Origin of the sequence: Superficieibacter electus, from assembly GCF_002915575.1 — a bacterium.
Classification (GTDB): domain Bacteria; phylum Pseudomonadota; class Gammaproteobacteria; order Enterobacterales; family Enterobacteriaceae; genus Superficieibacter; species Superficieibacter electus.
Genome location: NZ_PQGD01000034.1, coordinates 1 through 17688, shown reverse-complemented (window position 1 = coordinate 17688; position 17688 = coordinate 1). Strand labels below are relative to the sequence as shown.

The 17688-nt window shown below is 50.6% G+C and carries 33 protein-coding genes; 1 reads left to right on the top strand and 32 read right to left on the bottom strand.

Features of this window, described 5'->3' with window-relative positions; all coding sequences use genetic code 11:
• Positions 1 to 32: 32 nt before the first annotated feature.
• From CHU32_RS25820 to rpsJ, 27 genes are all read right to left on the bottom strand, one after another.
• On the bottom strand, positions 33 to 1022 hold the full coding sequence (locus tag CHU32_RS25820) for a DNA-directed RNA polymerase subunit alpha (RefSeq protein WP_001162094.1): 990 nt from the start codon (positions 1020 to 1022) through the stop codon (positions 33 to 35).
• Between the two features lie 25 nt (positions 1023 to 1047).
• A complete protein-coding gene (rpsD, locus tag CHU32_RS25815) occupies positions 1048 to 1668 on the bottom strand; it encodes a 30S ribosomal protein S4 (RefSeq protein ID WP_103678692.1) in 621 nt (206 codons plus the stop codon).
• A gap of 33 nt (positions 1669 to 1701) precedes the next feature.
• Positions 1702 to 2091: a 30S ribosomal protein S11 gene (gene rpsK, locus CHU32_RS25810; protein WP_001029758.1), complete on the bottom strand. Its 390-nt coding sequence runs from the start codon at positions 2089 to 2091 to the stop codon at positions 1702 to 1704.
• 16 nt (positions 2092 to 2107) lie between these two features.
• Positions 2108 to 2464, bottom strand: coding sequence for a 30S ribosomal protein S13 (gene rpsM / locus CHU32_RS25805; protein ID WP_103678691.1), 357 nt, complete (start codon positions 2462 to 2464; stop codon positions 2108 to 2110).
• A gap of 146 nt (positions 2465 to 2610) precedes the next feature.
• A complete protein-coding gene (gene rpmJ, locus CHU32_RS25800) occupies positions 2611 to 2727 on the bottom strand; it encodes a 50S ribosomal protein L36 (protein WP_000868187.1) in 117 nt (38 codons plus the stop codon).
• Between the two features lie 31 nt (positions 2728 to 2758).
• Positions 2759 to 4090, bottom strand: a complete 1332-nt coding sequence (gene secY / locus CHU32_RS25795) for a preprotein translocase subunit SecY (RefSeq protein WP_103678690.1) — start codon at positions 4088 to 4090, stop codon at positions 2759 to 2761.
• 7 nt (positions 4091 to 4097) lie between these two features.
• Positions 4098 to 4532, bottom strand: a complete 435-nt coding sequence (rplO, locus tag CHU32_RS25790; RefSeq protein WP_103678689.1) for a 50S ribosomal protein L15 — start codon at positions 4530 to 4532, stop codon at positions 4098 to 4100.
• A gap of 3 nt (positions 4533 to 4535) precedes the next feature.
• Positions 4536 to 4715: a 50S ribosomal protein L30 gene (gene rpmD / locus CHU32_RS25785; protein WP_003863301.1), complete on the bottom strand. Its 180-nt coding sequence runs from the start codon at positions 4713 to 4715 to the stop codon at positions 4536 to 4538.
• 3 nt (positions 4716 to 4718) lie between these two features.
• Positions 4719 to 5222: a 30S ribosomal protein S5 gene (gene rpsE / locus CHU32_RS25780; protein WP_000940121.1), complete on the bottom strand. Its 504-nt coding sequence runs from the start codon at positions 5220 to 5222 to the stop codon at positions 4719 to 4721.
• A 14-nt stretch (positions 5223 to 5236) separates the two neighbouring features.
• A complete protein-coding gene (rplR, locus tag CHU32_RS25775; RefSeq protein WP_000358960.1) occupies positions 5237 to 5590 on the bottom strand; it encodes a 50S ribosomal protein L18 in 354 nt (117 codons plus the stop codon).
• Between the two features lie 9 nt (positions 5591 to 5599).
• Complete coding sequence (gene rplF, locus CHU32_RS25770) at positions 5600 to 6133, bottom strand: 50S ribosomal protein L6 (RefSeq protein WP_103678688.1); 534 nt, start codon at positions 6131 to 6133, stop codon at positions 5600 to 5602.
• A gap of 12 nt (positions 6134 to 6145) precedes the next feature.
• The gene (gene rpsH, locus CHU32_RS25765; RefSeq protein ID WP_103678687.1) at positions 6146 to 6538 is read right to left on the bottom strand and encodes a 30S ribosomal protein S8; all 393 of its coding nucleotides are present in this window, start codon (positions 6536 to 6538) and stop codon (positions 6146 to 6148) included.
• A 33-nt stretch (positions 6539 to 6571) separates the two neighbouring features.
• Positions 6572 to 6877, bottom strand: a complete 306-nt coding sequence (rpsN, locus tag CHU32_RS25760; RefSeq protein ID WP_049839671.1) for a 30S ribosomal protein S14 — start codon at positions 6875 to 6877, stop codon at positions 6572 to 6574.
• An 11-nt stretch (positions 6878 to 6888) separates the two neighbouring features.
• Entirely contained in the window at positions 6889 to 7428 is a 540-nt protein-coding gene (gene rplE, locus CHU32_RS25755) for a 50S ribosomal protein L5 (RefSeq protein ID WP_103678686.1), read from the bottom strand.
• A gap of 14 nt (positions 7429 to 7442) precedes the next feature.
• A complete protein-coding gene (gene rplX, locus CHU32_RS25750) occupies positions 7443 to 7757 on the bottom strand; it encodes a 50S ribosomal protein L24 (RefSeq protein WP_000729185.1) in 315 nt (104 codons plus the stop codon).
• Positions 7758 to 7767: 10 nt separating this feature from the next.
• Entirely contained in the window at positions 7768 to 8139 is a 372-nt protein-coding gene (gene rplN / locus CHU32_RS25745) for a 50S ribosomal protein L14 (RefSeq protein ID WP_004160583.1), read from the bottom strand.
• Positions 8140 to 8306: 167 nt separating this feature from the next.
• Complete coding sequence (gene rpsQ, locus CHU32_RS25740) at positions 8307 to 8561, bottom strand: 30S ribosomal protein S17 (protein ID WP_002438707.1); 255 nt, start codon at positions 8559 to 8561, stop codon at positions 8307 to 8309.
• Positions 8561 to 8752, bottom strand: coding sequence for a 50S ribosomal protein L29 (rpmC, locus tag CHU32_RS25735; protein ID WP_000644742.1), 192 nt, complete (start codon positions 8750 to 8752; stop codon positions 8561 to 8563). Before rpmC ends, rpsQ begins: the two co-directional genes overlap by 1 nt.
• Positions 8752 to 9162 carry a 50S ribosomal protein L16 gene (gene rplP / locus CHU32_RS25730; RefSeq protein ID WP_049839667.1) on the bottom strand — a complete coding sequence of 137 codons (411 nt, stop codon included), beginning with the start codon at positions 9160 to 9162 and terminating at the stop codon, positions 8752 to 8754. Before rplP ends, rpmC begins: the two co-directional genes overlap by 1 nt.
• A 12-nt stretch (positions 9163 to 9174) precedes the next feature.
• Positions 9175 to 9876 carry a 30S ribosomal protein S3 gene (rpsC, locus tag CHU32_RS25725; RefSeq protein WP_000529945.1) on the bottom strand — a complete coding sequence of 234 codons (702 nt, stop codon included), beginning with the start codon at positions 9874 to 9876 and terminating at the stop codon, positions 9175 to 9177.
• 17 nt (positions 9877 to 9893) lie between these two features.
• A complete protein-coding gene (gene rplV, locus CHU32_RS25720; protein ID WP_002919773.1) occupies positions 9894 to 10226 on the bottom strand; it encodes a 50S ribosomal protein L22 in 333 nt (110 codons plus the stop codon).
• A gap of 13 nt (positions 10227 to 10239) precedes the next feature.
• Complete coding sequence (gene rpsS / locus CHU32_RS25715; RefSeq protein ID WP_001138115.1) at positions 10240 to 10518, bottom strand: 30S ribosomal protein S19; 279 nt, start codon at positions 10516 to 10518, stop codon at positions 10240 to 10242.
• Between the two features lie 16 nt (positions 10519 to 10534).
• A complete protein-coding gene (rplB, locus tag CHU32_RS25710; RefSeq protein ID WP_103678685.1) occupies positions 10535 to 11356 on the bottom strand; it encodes a 50S ribosomal protein L2 in 822 nt (273 codons plus the stop codon).
• 17 nt (positions 11357 to 11373) lie between these two features.
• Complete coding sequence (gene rplW, locus CHU32_RS25705; RefSeq protein ID WP_000617546.1) at positions 11374 to 11676, bottom strand: 50S ribosomal protein L23; 303 nt, start codon at positions 11674 to 11676, stop codon at positions 11374 to 11376.
• Complete coding sequence (gene rplD, locus CHU32_RS25700; RefSeq protein WP_003031119.1) at positions 11673 to 12278, bottom strand: 50S ribosomal protein L4; 606 nt, start codon at positions 12276 to 12278, stop codon at positions 11673 to 11675. Before rplD ends, rplW begins: the two co-directional genes overlap by 4 nt.
• 10 nt (positions 12279 to 12288) lie before the next feature.
• The gene (gene rplC / locus CHU32_RS25695; protein ID WP_103678684.1) at positions 12289 to 12918 is read right to left on the bottom strand and encodes a 50S ribosomal protein L3; all 630 of its coding nucleotides are present in this window, start codon (positions 12916 to 12918) and stop codon (positions 12289 to 12291) included.
• A gap of 32 nt (positions 12919 to 12950) precedes the next feature.
• Positions 12951 to 13262 carry a 30S ribosomal protein S10 gene (gene rpsJ, locus CHU32_RS25690; RefSeq protein ID WP_001181005.1) on the bottom strand — a complete coding sequence of 104 codons (312 nt, stop codon included), beginning with the start codon at positions 13260 to 13262 and terminating at the stop codon, positions 12951 to 12953.
• Positions 13263 to 13647: 385 nt separating this feature from the next.
• Between rpsJ and CHU32_RS25685 the strand changes: the two genes are divergently transcribed.
• Positions 13648 to 14133 carry a prepilin peptidase gene (locus CHU32_RS25685; protein ID WP_103678683.1) on the top strand — a complete coding sequence of 162 codons (486 nt, stop codon included), beginning with the start codon at positions 13648 to 13650 and terminating at the stop codon, positions 14131 to 14133.
• Here the strand turns inward: CHU32_RS25685 and bfr are convergent.
• From bfr to CHU32_RS25655, 5 genes are all read right to left on the bottom strand, one after another.
• Entirely contained in the window at positions 14114 to 14593 is a 480-nt protein-coding gene (gene bfr / locus CHU32_RS25680; RefSeq protein WP_103678682.1) for a bacterioferritin, read from the bottom strand. The genes CHU32_RS25685 and bfr overlap by 20 nt on opposite strands.
• Before the next feature lie 72 nt (positions 14594 to 14665).
• Positions 14666 to 14860 (bottom strand): bacterioferritin-associated ferredoxin, encoded by a 195-nt coding sequence (gene bfd, locus CHU32_RS25675; protein WP_103678681.1) that lies wholly within the window; start codon positions 14858 to 14860, stop codon positions 14666 to 14668.
• A 154-nt stretch (positions 14861 to 15014) separates the two neighbouring features.
• On the bottom strand, positions 15015 to 16736 hold the full coding sequence (locus tag CHU32_RS25665) for a flotillin family protein (RefSeq protein WP_245880274.1): 1722 nt from the start codon (positions 16734 to 16736) through the stop codon (positions 15015 to 15017).
• A 30-nt stretch (positions 16737 to 16766) separates the two neighbouring features.
• Positions 16767 to 17396 (bottom strand): OB-fold-containig protein, encoded by a 630-nt coding sequence (locus CHU32_RS25660; RefSeq protein WP_103678680.1) that lies wholly within the window; start codon positions 17394 to 17396, stop codon positions 16767 to 16769.
• A 208-nt stretch (positions 17397 to 17604) separates the two neighbouring features.
• A partial coding sequence (locus tag CHU32_RS25655; RefSeq protein WP_000740160.1) for an EF-Tu C-terminal domain-related protein occupies positions 17605 to 17688 on the bottom strand: 84 nt, incomplete at its 5' end.

Genomic DNA, 17688 nt, shown 5'->3' with positions numbered 1-17688 from the left:
CCTTCTCAGTAAAACCTTAACCTGCGATCCGGTTACTCGTCAGCGATGCTTGCCGGTGGCCAGTTTTCCAGGCGCATGCCCAGAGACAGTCCACGGGAAGCCAGCACGTCTTTAATCTCAGTAAGAGATTTTTTACCCAGGTTAGGCGTCTTAAGAAGCTCAACCTCGGTACGCTGTACCAGATCACCGATATAGTGGATAGCTTCTGCCTTAAGGCAGTTAGCAGAGCGGACAGTCAATTCCAGATCGTCAACAGGGCGCAGCAGGATCGGATCGAATTCTGGTTTCTCTTCTTTCACTTCTGGCTGACGTACATCACGTAAGTCAACAAAAGCTTCCAGTTGTTCAGCCAGGATGGTTGCCGCACGACGAATCGCCTCTTCAGGATCGATTGTGCCGTTGGTTTCCATTTCGATGACCAGCTTGTCCAGGTCGGTACGCTGTTCTACACGCGCTGCTTCAACATTGTAGGCAATACGCTCTACAGGGCTGTAGCATGCGTCGACCAGCAGACGGCCGATTGGGCGCTCATCTTCTTCCGAATGAATTCGGGTAGAAGCCGGCACATAACCACGACCGCGCTGAACTTTGATACGCATGCTAATAGACGCGTTCTCATCGGTCAGGTGGCAGATCACGTGCTGCGGCTTGACGATTTCGACATCACCGTCGTGGGTGATATCGGCTGCAGTCACAGGGCCAATGCCAGATTTATTCAAGGTAAGAATAACTTCATCTTTACCCTGAACTCTCACCGCCAGCCCTTTCAGGTTGAGCAGGATTTCCAGGATATCTTCCTGAACGCCTTCTTTGGTGCTGTACTCGTGCAGTACACCATCAATCTCAACCTCGGTCACCGCGCAACCCGGCATCGATGAGAGCAGAATACGGCGCAGTGCGTTACCCAGAGTATGGCCAAAGCCACGCTCTAAAGGCTCAAGGGTCACCTTGGCGTGCGTCGAACTCACTTGCTCGATATCTACCAGGCGCGGTTTTAGAAACTCTGTCACAGAACCCTGCATTGTGTCCTCTCTTTGGTACTAAGCTTTACTTGGAGTAAAGCTCGACGATCAGGTGTTCGTTAATGTCCGCAGACAGATCAGAACGCTCAGGCTTACGCTTGTACGTACCTTCCATCTTGCCAGCATCAACTTCCAGCCAGGTTGGCTTTTCACGCTGCTCAGCCAGCTCCAGAGCGGCTTTCACGCGAGACTGCTTCTTCGCTTTCTCACGAATGCTAACAACGTCATTCGCTTTAACCTGATAAGAAGCGATGTTAACAACACGACCGTTTACCATAACAGCTTTATGGCTAACCAGCTGACGTGCTTCTGCACGAGTGGCACCAAAGCCCATACGGTATACAACGTTGTCCAGACGACCTTCCAGCAGAGCCAACAGGTTTTCACCGGTGTTGCCTTTCAGACGTGCTGCTTCTTTGTAGTAGTTACGGAACTGACGCTCCAGCACACCGTAGATACGGCGAACTTTTTGCTTTTCACGCAACTGCACACCATAGTCAGACAGACGCGGTTTACGCGCACCGTGCTGGCCAGGAGCTTGTTCAATTTTACACTTGGTATCGATCGCGCGAACGCCAGACTTAAGGAATAAGTCGGTGCCCTCACGACGGCTCAGCTTGAGCTTAGGACCCAAATATCTTGCCATTTTCTTTCTCCAACAAACCTGGAAAACGCAGCGTTATACGCGACGTTTCTTCGGCGGACGACAACCGTTATGAGGGATCGGAGTCACATCAGTAATATTAGTGATGCGGAAACCAGCGGCGTTCAGAGCACGAATAGTAGATTCGCGGCCTGGACCCGGACCTTTAACCATAACTTCCAGATTCTTGATACCGTATTCTTTCACGGCGTCAGCGCAACGCTCTGCTGCAACCTGAGCTGCAAACGGAGTAGATTTACGCGAACCACGGAAACCGGAACCACCGGCTGTTGCCCAACCCAGCGCGTTACCCTGACGATCGGTAATAGTCACGATGGTGTTGTTAAAAGAAGCATGGATATGAGCCACGCCGTCAGAGACTTGTTTTCTTACACGCTTACGTGCACGAACTGGTGCCTTTGCCATTATTCAATCACCCCGATTATTTCTTGATCGGTTTGCGCGGACCCTTACGGGTACGTGCGTTGGTCTTGGTACGCTGACCGCGAACCGGGAGACCACGACGATGACGCAAACCGCGATAGCAACCAAGGTCCATAAGGCGCTTGATGCTCATGCTAACTTCACGGCGCAGATCACCTTCAACGACAAATTTGGCAACTTCGTCACGCAGCGTGTCGATTTGTCCTTCAGACAGCTCACTGATCTTAACATTTTCAGCGATACCCGCTGCAGCCAGGATGGCTTTAGAACGGGTCTTACCGATACCGTAGATCGAGGTTAATGCGATCACAGCATGTTTCTGATCAGGAATGTTAATGCCTGCTATACGGGCCACTATGCACTCCTACTATTTAATATGTACGCACCATGCTGAAAAGCCCGTTTTCAGGATACTCAAATGGAAACGTACAGACATACAAAAGATTGGCTGGCTAATCTAGCCAGCTCAACCCAACTTTGCAAGAAAAATATGCGAAAAAATCAGCCTTGGCGCTGTTTATGCTTCGGCTCGGCACTGCAAATCACGCGGATGACGCCATCACGCTTAACGATTTTGCAGTTACGGCATAATTTCTTGACGGAAGCACGAACTTTCATTTTTACTCTCCGTAACTTCTCGAGCGAACTGTTAGCGGCCGTAGCCTTTCAGATTCGCCTTCTTCAATGCAGACTCATACTGACTTGACATCATCAGAGTTTGCACTTGAGCCATAAAGTCCATAATCACGACAACAACAATAAGCAGTGAGGTCCCACCGAAATAGAACGGCACTTTCATTGCATCACGCATGAACTCCGGGATCAGGCAGATAAAAGTAATATACAACGCACCAACCAGGGTCAGGCGGGTCATTACTTTATCGATATACTTCGCCGTTTGCTCTCCCGGACGAATTCCTGGTACAAATGCACCGGACTTCTTCAGGTTATCTGCTGTTTCACGCGGGTTGAAAACCAACGCCGTGTAGAAGAAACAGAAGAAGATGATTGCAGACGCATAGAGTAACACATAAAGCGGTTGCCCAGGCTGCAAATACAGCGAAATTGTTGTCAGCCAGTTCCAACCAGTACCGCCCCCGAACCATGACGCGATGGTTGCCGGGAACAGAATAATACTGGAAGCGAAGATTGCCGGGATTACCCCCGCCATATTCACTTTCAGCGGCAAATGTGTGCTCTGTGCAGCATAGACACGACGACCCTGCTGACGTTTCGCGTAGTTTACCACAATACGGCGTTGGCCACGCTCAACAAATACAACAAAGAACGTCACTGCAAATACTAATACTGCAACCAACAGCAACAGGAGGAAGTGCAGGTCGCCTTGACGCGCTTGCTCGATAGTGTGGGCAATGGCTGGCGGGAGTCCCGCAACGATACCAGCGAAGATAATGATTGAGATACCGTTACCGATACCCCGCTCAGTAATCTGTTCGCCGAGCCACATCAGGAACATCGTTCCTGTGACCAGACTTACAACAGCGGTGAAATAGAATGCAAAGCCTGGATTCATTACCAGGCCCTGCATACCAGGCATATTCGGTAAACCGGTAGCAATACCGATTGACTGGAATATCGCCAGCACCAGAGTGCCGTAACGGGTGTACTGGCTGATCTTACGACGACCAGATTCCCCTTCCTTCTTCAGTTCTGCCAGCGGTGGATAAACCACCGTCAGCAGTTGCACGATAATCGATGCCGAAATATACGGCATGATACCCAGTGCAAAGATAGAAGCACGGCTGAGAGCACCACCAGAGAACATGTTAAACATCTCAATGATGGTGCCTCGCTGTTGCTCAAGCAGTTTGGCAAGTACAGCGGCATCAATACCAGGGATCGGAATAAAAGAGCCAATACGGAACACAATAAGCGCACCGATTACAAACAGCAGTCTGCGTTTCAGCTCGCCTAAGCCACCTTTGGCACTTTGAAAATCTGGTCCCGGTTGTTTAGCCATCTGCTACTTATTCCTCGATTTTACCGCCAGCAGCTTCGATAGCAGCACGAGCGCCTTTAGTCACGCGCAGGCCACGAACAGTTACCGGAGTAGAAACTTCGCCAGACAGGATCACTTTCGCGAACTCGATCTGAATACCGATAATGTTAGCTGCTTTCAGCGTGTTAAGGTCTACTACACCGCCTTCAACTTTCGCCAGGTCAGACAGACGAATTTCGGCTGTAATCGCTGCTTTGCGAGAAGTGAAGCCGAATTTCGGCAGACGACGGTACAGAGGCATCTGGCCGCCCTCGAAACCACGACGTACGCCACCGCCAGAACGAGACTTCTGACCTTTGTGACCACGACCGCCGGTTTTACCGAGGCCAGAACCGATACCACGACCCAGGCGTTTACCCGCCTTTTTAGAGCCTTCGGCCGGAGACAGAGTATTTAAACGCATCTCTTACTCCTCAACTTTAACCATGAAGTAAACCGCGTTGACCATACCACGAACGGCAGGAGTATCCTCACGTTCTACGGTGTGACCAATACGACGCAGACCCAGGCCAAGCAGCGTTGCCTTGTGTTTCGGCAGACGACCGATTGCACTGCGGGTTTGAGTAATTTTAATAGTCTTTGCCATGGTTTATTTCCCCAGAATTTCTTCAACGGATTTACCACGCTTGGCAGCGACCATTTCTGGAGAATTCATATTTTCCAGGCCGTCGATAGTTGCACGAACCACGTTGATCGGGTTGGTGGAACCATAGGCTTTAGCCAGAACGTTATGAACTCCAGCAACTTCCAGAACGGCGCGCATTGCACCACCGGCGATGATACCGGTACCTTCGGAAGCTGGCTGCATGAATACACGAGACCCTGTATGAACACCTTTAACCGGGTGTTGCAGAGTGCCGTTGTTCAGCGCGACATTAATCATATTGCGACGGGCTTTTTCCATCGCTTTCTGGATCGCTGCTGGAACTTCACGCGCTTTACCGTAACCAAAACCAACGCGACCGTTACCATCGCCAACAACAGTCAGAGCTGTGAAGGAGAAAATACGACCACCTTTAACGGTTTTAGATACGCGGTTTACCGCGATCAGCTTTTCCTGCAGTTCGCCAGCTTGTTTTTCGATGTGAGCCATCTTACACCTCTACCTTAGAACTGAAGGCCAGCTTCACGGGCAGCATCTGCCAGTGCCTGGACACGACCATGATATTGGAACCCGGAACGGTCAAAGGACACATCTTTGATGCCTTTTTCCAGAGCGCGTTCAGCGACAGCTTTACCCACAGCTGCTGCAGCGTCTTTGTTACCGGTGTACTTCAGTTGTTCAGCGATAGCTTTCTCAACAGTAGAAGCAGCTACCAGAACTTCGGAACCGTTCGGTGCGATTACCTGTGCGTAAATATGACGCGGGGTACGATGTACCACCAGGCGAGTCGCACCCAGCTCCTGGAGCTTGCGGCGTGCGCGGGTCGCACGACGGATACGAGCAGATTTCTTATCCATAGTGTTACCTTACTTCTTCTTAGCCTCTTTGGTACGCACGACTTCGTCGGCGTAACGAACACCCTTGCCTTTATAAGGCTCAGGACGACGGTAGGCGCGCAGATCGGCTGCAACCTGGCCAATCACCTGCTTATCAGCGCCTTTCAGCACGATTTCAGTCTGTGACGGACATTCTGCAGTAATCCCAGCCGGCAGCTGATGGTCTACAGGATGTGAGAAACCCAGAGACAGGTTTACTACATTACCTTTGACCGCTGCACGATAACCTACACCAACCAGCTGCAGCTTCTTAGTGAAGCCTTCGGTAACACCGATAACCATTGAGTTCAGCAGGGCACGCGCGGTACCAGCCTGTGCCCAACCGTCTACGTAACCATCACGCGGACCGAAAGACAGTGCATTATCTGCATTTTTAACTTCAACAGCATCGTTGAGAGTACGAGTCAGCTCGCCGTTTTTACCTTTGATCGTAATAACCTGACCGTTGATTTTTACATCAACGCCGGCAGGAATAACGACCGGTGCTTTAGCAACACGAGACATTTTTTCCTCCGATTAGGCTACGTAGCAGATAATTTCGCCACCAAGACCAGCCTGGCGCGCTGCACGATCAGTCATAACACCTTTAGAGGTAGAAACAACTGCGATACCCAGACCCGCCATAACTTTCGGCAGCTCATCTTTACGTTTGTAGATGCGCAGACCTGGGCGACTGATACGCTGAATGCTTTCTACAACAGCTTTACCCTGGAAATACTTAAGAGTCACTTCCAGTTCCGGCTTGGTGTCGCCTTCAACTTTAAAATCTTCAATAAAGCCTTCTTCCTTCAGCACGTTGGCGATTGCCACTTTCAGCTTGGAGGAAGGCATGGTGACCGCAGCTTTATTCGCGGCCTGACCGTTACGGATACGGGTCAGCATATCCGCGATCGGATCTTGCATGCTCATCTGTCTTTACTCCCGTGATTCAATTGGTGACAATTACCAGCTAGCCTTTTTCAGACCCGGGATTTCACCGCGCATAGCGGCTTCACGGACCTTAATACGGCTCAACCCGAACTTCCGCAGGAAAGCATGCGGACGACCAGTTTGACGGCAGCGGTTACGCTGACGAGACGGGCTGGAATCACGCGGCAGAGTCTGCAGCTTGAGAACAGCGTCCCAACGATCTTCGTCGGAAGCGTTCACATCAGAGATGATTGCTTTAAGTTCAGCGCGTTTAGCGAAGAATTTTTCAGCTAAAGCTACGCGTTTTACTTCGCGTGCTTTCATTGATTGCTTTGCCATGAACGTAACCCTTACTTGCGGAACGGGAAGTCAAAGGCAGCCAGCAGAGCACGGCCTTCTTCATCAGATTGCGCAGTTGTGGTGATGGTAATATCCATACCACGTACGCGGTCGACTTTGTCATAGTCGATTTCTGGGAAGATGATCTGCTCACGGACACCCATGCTGTAATTGCCACGACCGTCGAATGACTTAGCGGACAAGCCACGGAAGTCACGGATACGCGGTACAGCAATAGTGATCAGGCGCTCAAAGAACTCCCACATGCGTTCGCCACGCAGAGTTACTTTACAGCCGATCGGATAGCCCTGACGGATTTTGAAGCCTGCAACTGATTTGCGTGCTTTGGTGATCAACGGTTTTTGACCGGAGATTGCTGCCAGGTCAGCTGCTGCGTTATCCAGCAGTTTCTTGTCAGCGATCGCTTCACCAACACCCATGTTCAGGGTGATCTTCTCGACCCGAGGGACTTGCATGACAGAATTGTAGTTAAACTGAGTCATCAGTTTGTTAACTACTTCGTCTTTGTAGTAATCATGCAGTTTCGCCATCGTACTACTCCAAATTACTTGATAGTTTCGCTGTTAGACTTGAAGAAACGGACTTTTTTGCCGTCTTCGAATCTAAAGCCTACACGGTCAGCCTTGCCGGTTGCCGCATTGAAGATTGCAACGTTAGAAACCTGAATAGCCGCTTCTTTTTCAACGATGCCGCCTGGTTGGTTCAGAGCCGGAACCGGCTTCTGGTGTTTCTTAACCAGGTTGATACCTTCAACGATGACCTTGCCGGAAGACAGGACATTTTTTACTTTACCGCGTTTACCTTTATCTTTACCGGTTAACACGATAACTTCGTCATCACGACGGATTTTAGCTGCCATGATTCGCTCCTTAGAGTACTTCTGGTGCCAGAGAGATAATTTTCATGAACTTTTCAGTACGAAGTTCACGAGTTACCGGCCCAAAAATACGCGTGCCGATTGGCTGCTCACTGTTATTATTTAAAATAACGCATGCATTGCCATCGAAGCGAATGACAGAACCGTCAGGGCGACGAACACCCTTCCTGGTGCGCACCACTACCGCCTTCAGCACATCGCCTTTTTTGACCTTGCCACGCGGAATTGCTTCTTTGATGGTGATCTTGATGATGTCGCCGACGCCTGCGTAGCGACGGTGCGAGCCACCCAGAACCTTGATACACATTACGCGACGTGCACCGGAGTTGTCGGCGACGTTCAGCATAGTCTGTTCTTGGATCATTTTAGTGCTCCGCTAATGTCAACTACTACCTGAGACTCCAAAATCAGAGTCATTAAAAAGCCCCATATATCGAGGGCGCGGCATTATAACACCGCTTATCGAATATGGGTAGAAAAAATAAACGGCTCATTGCTGAGCCGTTTATTTGTATTGAGAACGGTACTGTATTACAGAACCGCTTTCTCTACAACGCGAACCAGCGTCCAGGACTTAGTCTTGGACAGCGGACGGCATTCACGGATTTCAACCTTGTCGCCGATACCGCATTCGTTGTTCTCGTCGTGTACGTGCAGTTTGGTCGTACGCTTGATGAATTTACCGTAGATCGGGTGTTTCACAAAACGTTCGATAGCAACAACAATGGATTTCTCCATTTTGTCGCTAACAACGCGACCTTGCAGAGTACGGATTTTATCGGTCATTACGCACCCGCCTTCTCAGTCAGTAAAGTCTTAACGCGTGCGACATCACGACGCACTTGCTTCAACAGGTGAGACTGTTGCAGCTGGCCACTTGCTGCCTGCATACGCAGGTTAAACTGCTCGCGCAGTAAATTCAGCAGCTCGGTGTTCAGCTCTTCAACGCTCTTCTCACGCAGCTCTTTTGCTTTCATTACATCACCGTCTTAGTTACAAAGGTGGTTTTAATCGGCAGTTTCGCTGCTGCCAGCTTGAATGCTTCACGGGCCAGCTCTTCCGGTACGCCGTCCATTTCATACAGGACTTTACCCGGCTGAATCAAGGCAACCCAATACTCCACGTTACCTTTACCTTTACCCATACGCACTGCCAGCGGCTTTTCAGTGATCGGTTTGTCCGGGAATACACGGATCCAGATCTTACCTTGACGCTTAACTGCACGGGTCATAGCACGACGTGCTGCTTCGATCTGACGGGCAGTCAGACGACCACGGCCAACAGCTTTGAGACCGTAAGTGCCGAAGCTAACATCCGCGCCCGCAGCCAGACCACGGTTGCGGCCTTTGTGCATCTTACGGAATTTTGTACGCTTTGGTTGTAACATCAGCGACGCTCCTTATTTACGGCCTTTACGCTGCTGCTTTTTAGGTTGCGCAGCCGGTTTTTCCGGTTGTTCAACAGCAGCCATACCACCCAGGATCTCGCCTTTGAAGATCCACACTTTAACGCCGATTACACCGTAAGTGGTGTGCGCTTCAGAGGTGTTGTAGTCAATGTCAGCACGCAGAGTGTGCAGCGGTACGCGACCTTCGCGGTACCATTCGGTACGTGCGATTTCCGCGCCGCCCAGACGGCCGCTAACTTCAACTTTGATACCTTTAGCGCCCAGACGCATTGCGTTCTGTACAGCACGCTTCATCGCACGACGGAACATAACACGACGTTCCAGCTGAGAAGTGATGCTGTCAGCAACCAATTTTGCGTCCAGTTCAGGCTTACGCACTTCGGCGATATTGATCTGGGCAGGAACGCCAGCAATATCTGCTACGACTTTGCGCAGTTTTTCTACGTCTTCGCCTTTCTTACCGATAACGATACCCGGACGAGCGGTGTGAATAGTCACACGGATGCTCTTAGCCGGACGCTCGATAACGATACGAGATACAGACGCTTTAGCCAGTTCCTTAGTCAGGTACTGACGTACTTTAAAATCGCTGTCCAGGTTGTCAGCGAATTCTTTGGTGTTCGCAAACCAGGTAGAGTTCCATGGTTTTACAATACCCAGGCGAATACCATTAGGATGTACTTTCTGACCCATTGCTAGTCTCCAGAGTCTCAGCGATCGGACACAACCACAGTAATGTGGCTGGTGCGCTTCAGGATGCGATCTGCACGACCTTTTGCACGCGGCATAATGCGCTTCATGCTCGGGCCTTCGTCTACGAAAATTTTCGCAACTTTCAGATCGTCAATGTCAGCGCCATCGTTGTGTTCAGCGTTAGCAATGGCAGATTCCAGGACTTTCTTGACCAGTACAGCCGCTTTCTTATTGGTGTAGGTCAAAATGTCCAGAGCCTGCGACACTTTCTTACCGCGGATAAGGTCAGCAACAAGGCGAACCTTCTGAGCAGAAGAACGAGCGTGGCGATGTTGAGCTAAAGTTTCCATCTCTTCCTCCTACTTATTTCTTCTTGGCTTTTTTATCAGCCGCGTGACCGCGATAAGTACGGGTCGGTGCAAATTCACCCAGTTTGTGACCGACCATTTCGTCGGAAACAAATACCGGAACGTGCTGACGACCATTATGGACAGCGATGGTCAAACCGATCATGTTAGGAAAGATCGTTGAACGACGGGACCAAGTGCGCAGGGGCTTCTTGTCTCCGCTTTCCACCGCTTTCTCTACCTTCTTCAGCAAGTGCAGGTCAATAAAAGGACCTTTCTTGAGAGAACGTGGCATGGCTTATCCTCTAAAATTATTTGCTACGGCGACGTACGATGAATTTATCAGTACGCTTGTTGCTGCGGGTCTTCTTACCTTTGGTCTGAACGCCCCACGGAGTTACCGGGTGCTTACCAAAGTTACGACCTTCACCACCACCATGTGGGTGGTCGACCGGGTTCATCGCAGTACCGCGAACGGTAGGACGAACACCACGCCAGCGTGCAGCACCTGCTTTACCCAGAACGCGCAGCATATGCTCAGCATTGCCAACTTCGCCCAGAGTTGCACGGCATTCAGCTTCGACTTTACGCATTTCACCAGAACGCAGACGCAGGGTGACATAAGCACCATCGCGAGCAACGATCTGAACGTAAGTACCGGCAGAACGTGCCAGCTGACCGCCTTTACCTGGTTTCATTTCTACGTTATGCACGGTAGAACCAACCGGGATATTGCGCATCGGCAGGGTGTTACCTGCTTTGATTGCAGCATCAACGCCAGACTGAATCTGGTCGCCAGCTTTCAGGCCTTTAGGGGCCAGGATGTAACGGCGTTCGCCATCTTTGTACAGAACCAGCGCGATATTCGCGGAACGGTTCGGATCGTACTCAAGACGCTCAACAACAGCCGGGATACCATCTTTGTTGCGTTTGAAGTCAACCAGACGATAAGCCTGCTTATGGCCACCACCGATGTGACGAGTGGTGATACGGCCATTGTTGTTACGACCACCGGATTTGCTGTTTTTTTCAACCAGCGGAGCAAAAGGTTTGCCCTTGTGCAGCTCTGGGTTGACCACTTTAACGACGTGGCGACGACCCGGAGATGTCGGTTTACACTTAACAACTGCCATTGTATTACTCCTCCGACTTACTCAGCGCCGCCAACGAAGTCCAGGTTCTGGCCTTCTTTCAGGGTGACGTAAGCTTTTTTCCAGTCGCTACGACGACCGATACGCTGTCCGTGACGTTTAACTTTCCCTTTAACTACCAGGGTGTTAACGACTTCGACTTCGACTTCAAACAGTTTCTGCACAGCAGCTTTGATCTCTGCTTTGGTCGCGTCTTTAGCAACTTTGAGAACGATGGTATTGGTTTTTTCCATCGCAGTAGACGCTTTTTCAGAAACGTGCGGTGCGCGAAGCACCTTCAGCAGACGTTCTTCACGAATCATGCCAGCATCTCCTCAACTTGCTTAACAGCATCAGCAGTCATTACGACTTTGTCGAAGGCGATCAGGCTAACCGGGTCGATACCAGTTGCATCGCGTACGTCAACCTTGTGCAGGTTGCGCGCAGCCAGGAACAGGTTCTCGTCCAGCTCACCGGTGATGATCAGCACATCTTCCAGAGCCATGTCTTTCAGTTTCTGTGCCAGCAGCTTGGTTTTCGGTGCTTCAACAGAGAATGATTCGACAACGATCAGACGATCCTGACGTACCAGCTCGGACAGAATGCTTTTCAGCGCGCCGCGGTACATCTTCTTGTTAACTTTTTGACTGTGGTCCTGCGGACGCGCAGCGAAGGTCACGCCACCTGAACGCCAGATCGGGCTCTTGATAGAACCTGAACGCGCACGGCCGGTGCCTTTCTGACGCCACGGCTTTTTGCCTGAACCAGTTACTTCAGCACGGGTCTTCTGAGCACGAGTGCCCTGACGAGCACCAGCTGCATAAGCAACAACAACCTGGTGTACCAGCGCTTCGTTGAAGTCACGACCGAAGGTAGTTTCGGAAACAGTCAGCGCGCTCTGCGCGTCTTTCAATACTAATTCCATTGCTATCTCCTCACGCCTTCACAGCTGGTTTAACGATCAGGTCGCAGCCGGTTGCACCCGGGACAGCACCTTTAACCAGCAGCAGGTTGCGCTCAGCGTCAACACGTACTACGTCCAGGCTCTGAACGGTTACACGTTCGTTACCCAGCTGACCTGCCATTTTCTTGCCTTTGAACACTTTGCCCGGAGTCTGGTTCTGACCGATAGAACCCGGAACGCGGTGGGACAAGGAGTTACCGTGAGTCGCGTCCTGGGTACGGAAGTTCCAGCGCTTAACGGTACCGGCGAAACCTTTACCTTTAGAGGTACCGGTTACGTCAACTTTTTTAACTTCTGCAAACAGCTCAACGCTAATGTCCTGACCTACGGTGAACTCTTCGCCTTCAGCCAGGCGGAATTCCCACAGACCACGGCCAGCTTCTACGCCAGCTTTAGCGAAGTGACCCGCTTCAGGTTTGGTTACACGGTTAGCTTTTTTAGCACCGGTGGTAACCTGAATTGCGCGGTAGCCATCGTTAGCCAGATCTTTAACCTGAGTAACGCGGTTTGCTTCAACTTCGATTACGGTTACTGGGATAGAAACGCCGTCTTCAGTGAAGACGCGGGTCATACCCACTTTTTTACCGACTAAACCAATCATTGTTTCAACCTCTCAATCGCTCGATGACCTGATTAACCCAGGCTGATCTGCACGTCAACACCGGCAGCCAGATCCAGACGCATCAGAGCATCAACGGTTTTTTCAGTTGGCTCAACGATGTCAACCAGACGCTTGTGAGTGCGGATTTCGTACTGGTCGCGCGCGTCTTTGTTAACGTGCGGGGAGATCAGAACGGTAAAACGCTCTTTGCGGGTCGGCAGCGGGATCGGACCACGGACCTGCGCACCAGTGCGCTTGGCAGTCTCGACGATTTCCGCGGTTGATTGATCGATCAGACGATGATCAAACGCTTTAAGACGGATACGGATTCTTTGGTTCTGCATGAGACCAGAAGCTCCAGTTATTTATAGACGAAAATAATTACTCCTCACACCCATTACGATTGATGGGGGAGTGTAATCGTTCTTACGTAGCTCCCCAATTGGGAGCATTGTTGGCAACAAAATGCGCTGCCGGGGTTCATATCGAACCAGCCGTCAATTACGACAAGCCCGCGCATTATACGTAAATCTGGCTCCGACGCAAGGGGTGTGTAGAAAACAATCAGGTTTATTACCTTTTCTGGTGTTATCTCGCATCTGATGATGAAACGACATATGGCAGCACAGGTTGCTCTGAAGCGGCTACGCAGATACCTCGTTTGGCTATGGCAAGCTGAGCGCTCGTCGTTGAAACTTCCGCTACTGTGATTAATAAAGGTCAAAATCAATGACATTGACGTTTGTGTTTATCTTCATTTATCTCACCCTGTCGCTCTCGTTGACTGCCATAGATATGCGTAAGGGTCTGCTTCCTGATGCCCTCACCTGTCCTTTGTTATGGGGCGGGCTACTATGGCATTTACTTTGCCAGCCACAAAAACTGGCCGCTGCGGTCTGGGGAGCCATCGCAGGTTATGCAGGGTTTGCGCTGATTTACTGGGGTTATCGCACCTTGCGGCGGCGGGAAGGACTGGGTTATGGCGACGTAAAATTTCTGGCGGCGCTGGGCGCGTGGCATGGCTGGCAAAACCTGCCCTGGCTGATATCCCTGTCTTCCATTCTGGCTTGCACCTTTATAGCGGCCTGCGGGTTACGCAGCGGTAAATGGCAGGCAATAAAAAACCCGCTGCCATTCGGCCCTTTTATGGCCGCAGCGGGTTTGATCGCCGGCTGGCAGACATTTGGCCTGTCGGCTATTTATCTGCAACTCTGATTTGCGACTGAATGTAGTTCTGCAAACCGATTTTACCGATCAAATCTAATTCAGTTTCCAGCCAGTCAATATGGCCTTCTTCGTCAGCCAGGATTTCGATCATCATATCGCGGCTTACATAGTCATGAACGCTGTCGGCATACGCGATGGCTTCACGCAAATCTTGCGCACCTTCAAGCTCAAGACGAAGATCGGATCGCAGCATTTCTTCGACATCTTCACCAATCCCTAACTTGCCGAGATCCTGAAGATTGGGGATGCCTTCGAGAAATAAAATACGCTCGATATACTTATCGGCATGCTTCATTTCGTCGATGGATTCGTGATACTCAACATCATTGAGGCGCATCAGGCCCCAGTTTTTAAACATTCTCGCATGGAGAAAGTACTGATTGATTGCGACAAGCTCATTTCCCAATAATTTATTGAGATAACTTATGATTTTAACATCACCTTTCATTATATAGTCCCTCCGCTTCCACTTATTGAAGCGTAGATGGGGCTACCGGGAAGTCAAAAAAAAGTTCGGGCTTCAGGCAATCTCTTTGTATTCCGGGATCTGAGTCAATTCATCCTGCATTATTTCTCGCGCTGCGCGGATGCATTTCCCACATTGATTCCCAACTGGAATAAATTTACGGAGCTGCTGAAATGACTGGGGGTGAAACTGACGTACCGCCTGGCGGATCTTTTTATCACTGACACCATTACACAAACAAACGTACATGATCACTCCCGTTCAATTTATGCGCAAAGTGTAAATGAGAATAGTTATGATTACAATAGCTGCCTGTTACCGTTTCTATCATATAATAAGCATCCGCAGAGACAGGTCGGCGACCTACGCTGTTATGCCCCGGTCTTACCGGGGCATACTGGCATTACACTTCCGTTGACAGGCTGACTTCCGGTAGACCGTTTACCGGCATCTCCTTCCGACTGGTTTCGGCGGGTTTTACAACGGATGACGACGCTTTCAGCGGTTCAGCCAGTGAAGCCAGCGAGCCGCCGGAAATCCCTATCTCTTTTAGCAACGAATCAATTAACGGTGCCTGAGTACGATAGGAAAGCGCTGCGGATAACGCCTGCTCAGCAAGGTTACCACCGCTCGCGTTGCCAGCGGTTACGTCTCCAGCAACACCGCTACGGTTCAGCCCGTCGACCTGGATGATCTTAATACCATCAATGGCTTTCATCGGCTCAACGGATTTTTCAATCACCGCAGGCAGGGATTGCAACAGCGCCAGTTTGAACTTGAGGCTGGTTTGCTCATCAGAAAGGACGTTGATGGCGTCATTAATCGCCCGCTGGGCTTCTGCTTCTGCCAGCCCTTTCTTACGCGTTGCCTCTGCCAGCTCCACGATCGCGGCAGCCTGCATCTCCGCCGCTTCTTTCTCTGCCTTCGCCCTTACGGTCAGTTCAACCGCTTTGGTTTCCGCATCCTGCTCAGCGGCGATCAACGCGACCTGTTTTGCACGGTCCGCTTCCGCCGTCTGGCGCGTCGTTTCAACGTTTTGCTGCGCGCGAACCGCCTGTGCCAGGGCATCATTGGCGCGTGCTTCCGCCTGGGATTGCTGTTCGGATTTCGCGGCAATGGCAATCGATTTTGTCTGGTTGGCGATTTCGGTGACCTGTTGTTGTTCGATCTCTTTAATCCGCACCTCACGCTCGGCCTCAACCTTTCTGGTGCGGACCGCCTGCTCGCGTTCAATTTCACTTTCCTGGATCTGCCGCTCGGCCAGGATACGTGTCTGCTCTGCCTCACGATGGCGTTCAGCTTCAAAGGCAGCAATTTTGGCATTCTGCTCGGCAGTGCGGGTTTTTACCTGCTGTTCCTGCTCAAGCGTCATAAAAGCTTCCTGCTGTTCAATCTCCAGCTTGCGCGATAGCGCATCACGGTTTTTCTCACGCACCGCCACTTCTACATCCTGCTCCACCTCATTACGCTCCCGACGACGACGCTCAGTTTCCTGGGTCAGCTTGGTCAGACCTTCGGCGTCAAAAGCGTTGTTGGGATTGAAATGCTCTTTCGAGGTCTGGTTAAAGTTAGTTAACGAAACGCTCTCCAGTTCCAGACCATTTTTCGACAGATCCTCCGCGACGGTGTTTTGTACGCCCTGAACAAAATTTTCGCGGGTATCCTGGAGTTCATGCATGGTCATCTGTGCGGCCGTAGCGCGCAGGGCGTCGACGAATTTATCTTCAACCAGCATACGTAAATCTTCCGGCGAGAGCGTACGTTGCCCCAGCGTCTGCGCGGCGGTAGCAATTCCTTCTACGGACGGTTTAACCCTGACGAAAAACGCCACCACAACGTCAACGCGCATGCGGTCTTTGGTAATCAGACTGTCAATGGTTGAGCGACTTACCTCAAGCTTGAGGGTATTCATATTGATGGGAATAATTTCATGGAAAATGGGCATAACGATGGCACCGCCACTCATCACCACTTTCTGACCGCCAAGGCCAGTACGCACAAATGCCTGCTCGGCGGAGGCACGACGATAAAGCCTTGCGAAAATGATACCAATAATGACCAGAATGATAACCGCGATAATAGCGGAAAACATCCAGGATGGTAACATGCCGAATACATTATCCATTATATGTGTTCCTTTTAATTAATAAGACCATTACAAAACATCAGGCCAGGGATTTAGCTCGGCTAAATAGCGCGTGGCTGAGAGCCGACAAACAATCAGCACTTTGTCCCCTTTATTGAATTCTTTGCCCTCTTCCGGCTCCAGCAGTAAATAGTGGGACTGACCAAACTTATCTACCAATTTACCTTCGCAGGGCGAGCCAGATTTACCCGCATGGCCAGTAATAATAGCCATGCAGCCTATATAATCATCTTCGGTAATGGCGGTAGTCTCATCCCGTGGCAACCAGGGCGCAACCGCGTTGCCGGTATAGTGCGCGGCCACGACAGCGCATACCAGACTAACAGGTGCCAGCAATCCATTATTCAAGGGCGTTTGCCAGAACGTAACCCAGCCGTGCTGCGCAAGGATGCCGAATAATCCAAAGTAGCCGGCCAGTAAACAGAGCGCCACCAGGGCGGGGAGACGCCCAATATTCAAATAATGAAGCACCTGGCCAATATTGCCTTCGCTTAACGCATCATAATGTTCAAGATGGGCGTCAAGCGCGCCTGAGAGGAGATGACCGCAGAGAAGGGAAATAACTTCCAGCAAACCGATAAGTAATATGAATGAAATAGCGAACAGGTAGGGTTCATTATATGAGGTAAATAAAAGCATGCATCCACTCCTGTGACGACATTCCATATTGGTACAGCAACAGCGCTTTCAACGCTACTTATTACAATACCATATTTTACGGCGCGAATGCTTTTTAACGACGCTGGATATAATGCTGCTGGCGATACCTCCTTAATCAGACGTACTATTTTATAAAGGTCATAAAAAAAGGACGCCGAAGCGTCCTTTTTCAATTCAGAACTAAATATTAGCCCAGAACTTTAGCAACAACGCCCGCGCCAACGGTACGGCCGCCTTCACGGATGGCGAAACGCAGACCGTCATCCATCGC